The organism is Winogradskyella arenosi, from assembly GCF_003337305.1.
In the GTDB taxonomy this organism is placed as follows: domain Bacteria; phylum Bacteroidota; class Bacteroidia; order Flavobacteriales; family Flavobacteriaceae; genus Winogradskyella; species Winogradskyella arenosi.
Window position 1 is genome coordinate 13,459 of record NZ_QPJO01000007.1, and the last position, 3,239, is coordinate 16,697.

General features: G+C 29.2%; 3 protein-coding genes. All 3 read right to left on the bottom strand.

What is annotated here, in order from left to right:
• Positions 1–113 precede the first annotated feature (113 nt).
• A complete protein-coding gene (locus DFQ08_RS15570) occupies positions 114–1,241 on the bottom strand; it encodes a hypothetical protein (protein ID WP_114310974.1) in 1,128 nt (375 codons plus the stop codon).
• Between the two features lie 137 nt (positions 1,242–1,378).
• The gene (locus tag DFQ08_RS16230) at positions 1,379–2,146 is read right to left on the bottom strand and encodes a hypothetical protein (protein WP_181858421.1); all 768 of its coding nucleotides are present in this window, start codon (positions 2,144–2,146) and stop codon (positions 1,379–1,381) included.
• A 616-nt stretch (positions 2,147–2,762) separates the two neighbouring features.
• Complete coding sequence (locus DFQ08_RS16235) at positions 2,763–2,909, bottom strand: hypothetical protein (RefSeq protein WP_181858422.1); 147 nt, start codon at positions 2,907–2,909, stop codon at positions 2,763–2,765.
• Between the last annotated feature and the right edge of the window lie 330 nt (positions 2,910–3,239).

The window sequence follows — 3,239 nt, forward strand, 5'->3', positions numbered from 1 at the left end:
GCGTGGTTTAAGCACTAAAGTTAGCAAATAAAAACCGAATAGAAAATCCGCGAGGATTTTCGTAAGTAGGCTAGAACTAGCAATAAATTATATACGGTGTTATGTGCTGGCTTTTAGTCTTCATTCAGTTCAGTACAAATTAGTCTATAAGCAGAAAAATATTCGATATCATCATACATATTCAATTCCATATGCTCCAATTCTTTAAGAACTAATTCATTGTCAGAACATTTTCTTTTTAAACAACCACCAAAAAAATCAAAATCCATTGGGTTACGTTTTGTTGCAATTTTACCAAGTTCATAATGATAGGTTATAGGTCTTTCTTTTTCAGTTGATTCTGTACTAGATTCGTTTACAAATTTTATATCAAAAATTGGCAATTCTATTTTTGTTTGCTCAATTTCCTTTCTTGGCTCAAAAAGTTCAATTGCAGATTCCTTTTTTTCTTTTAAACTACTTTTTAAATCGTAATAGAATTTGTCAATTAAATTTTGATACCTTTTATGCTCGTCTTTTTTAGCATATACTTTTAACAAAGAGTCTTTGTCATAAATGAAATCATATTCAAAAATAGATTCATAAAATACATTGAGAATTTTTAAAATTTCTTCGAAACTTTTTTTATCAATTAGACTTTCTATATTTTCTATTTCTTTAGTAAAATCCAATAATATTCCTTGTAATTTATTGAGTATTTTGTCAAAATATTTATTTAGAAAATCTTTATGTCTTTCAATTATTTCAGACACAAGATATTCCATCGATTCAAATTTATAATCATTGTCTTTATGATATCTTAAATAGACAATTTTATTATTATTTCCATTATAACCAAATAGACAAGAACTAATGAATTTTCCGCTTTGTTTTCTAATTGGATGACCAACAAGTTCATTTCTAATGTCACGATTTAAAGAGTAGTTAGAATCTTTTTTTAAATCTCCTTTATCTATACCACATTTAAATATTATTAATAATTCCTCTATAAAATCTTGTTGTACATAAATGCTTTGTAAAAAGCTTATTTGATTAGCAAATCGGTCAGAATATGATTTTGATTCTTTTTCGTCAAATATAATATCAAAAGTATCTTGGAAGTAACCCAATATGTCTCCGAAATAGTTGGTTCTTACTTCTGGTGTGAACTTTATTTTTCGTTTGCAAAAATCATATTTCCATATGAAGTAATTCCAAACATCTGAGATTCTATCAAGTTTATATTTTACTTCTTCTTTCAAATGGAAGTGGTTTTTTCAGCTTGCACATAACGGTCTCGGCTATGAGTAGTTGCGTGGTTTAACACTTAACTTAGCAAGTACACACCAAACTGAAAATCCGCGAGGATTTTCAGAAGTAGGCGAGAACAAGCAATTACTTATAGCCATTGTTGTGAGCTGGCTTTTTTCTGTTCGTATTTTGGTTTTATTTCGTAAAGGTCAATTCCTTTTGGTTTATTTTTTAGCATTTCGTCAATCAATTCCGATTTTCCACCAATAAATGTCATTGGACAGTCGTAATCCGTAATTATAAACCAATCATTTCCATTTGTCGGATAGATTGCACTTGGACTATCTCTAATTTCGGGTTCAAAGTCCCAAAATTTTGGTAATTCAGATAAATTTCCACGCAAAATTTTGTCCTCATTAATCTCTTTGGTTTTCATTAAAGTATAATAGAAGTCAGATTCCAAGTCTCCATATTTTTTAATCAATGATTGAGTGATATATTCCAAGTCAGATAATTCAGCTTCTCCCTCGGCTGGATACCAAATATATTTCGGCCAATCATTGTTTTTTCTTAAATACTTATCCGCAATTTTTTCTTTTACTTTTTTGGCTGTTTCTAAATTAAATTTTTCGTCATAATTTTTAAAGAATTCCGAGTAAGTTAATCTTTCAAATTCTTCTTCTTTGACATCCTTTTCTCTTAAAAAATCAACTGTTTTATTTAGTTCTTTTGCTTTATAGTTTATCCAAAAAGGATGTAGTAAAATCAGATATTTTTCAAAATTTGGCGGACTACACATAGCCTGTAGATACCAAAAAAAAATGTCATCATTGATTTTCAGGTCAAGCTCAATTCCTGGTCCTAATTCAGCATATGGTTTAATCCATTCAGGTATGTCGTCTTTTACAAAGTTCATTTTTTCAGCTTGCTCACAACGTGTTTGTGTATGGATAGTTTTGGTTAAAAATAGCTAAAACAATCGGATTAAAAACTACACAATGTAATTAGAAACAGTAGGTAGGTTAAGGCACGAAGCCAAAATTATCTATACACGGTGTTGCAAATCCGTTTTTTTATATTGATGTCGAGTCTAAAATCAAAATTAAAAAAAGAATTACTTAAAAATAATTTTAAACTCAGTAATCTTGTTTCTTCTAATAGGGATATATATGTTTATGATTTTAACTTATCAAGTAACCATTTGTACAGAGTAAGTTTATCTGACTTCGACCAATTTTGTGTTTGTCACATAGAATCTTATATAGACAATGAAAAACACATACATATCGATAGGCTAGTGATCAAAAAATTATGTCAATTTAAGTATTTGATTACTAATCAAGCTAGATCTCCTTTGTTTAATGAACAGTCATTGACCTTGCCTTAGATCCCCTAAATATCTATTAATATCTTGTTTAAAGTTAGATGTCGCATCTTTCAATTCATCTATTCGGTTTCTAGGATTTTTTCTACTATTTATTAAAGTTTTTAACTCTTTTTTAATTGTTTGGTTTAAGTTAAATATGTAAACTTTATTTTTGATTAACAGATGTCAATTCTCTACGCAACTCTTCATTAACTAAACTGTCTAGTTTATCTATGTTTGATTGACTTGGTATCAGATTGCTTATTTTACCTTTTAAATTTTCTAAGTATTTTATTTTTTCTTCTTTATCCATATTTTCTAATTTATTCATATTCCGACATTCCACCACATTTTTAAAAGCTTACAGTCTTAGCCTTTCCTACCTACTAATTTCATTACTACCTCTCACTTTTTAAATGGGTTGCAACGTGTTTGTGTATGGTTAGTTGCGTGGTTTGGTAGCTAATTTAACAAACTTTTACGGACCAGAGAAAATTCCGCAGGAATTTTCGCAAGTAGGCACTTAAAAAGCAATTAATTATACACGTTGTTAGCTACTTTAGTGCGTACAGACCAAAGTGAAAGCTTTTAGTTAGTCTGTTCTCCAAGCGCAAACATTGAGATGCTGAAACTAATCAACCGC

Coding starts and splice junctions, on each gene's coding strand:
- DFQ08_RS16235 (WP_181858422.1), bottom strand. CDS start 2,909: ATGGATAAAGAAGAAAAAATAAAATACTTAGAAAATTTAAAAGGTAAA.
- DFQ08_RS16230 (WP_181858421.1), bottom strand. CDS start 2,146: ATGAACTTTGTAAAAGACGACATACCTGAATGGATTAAACCATATGCT.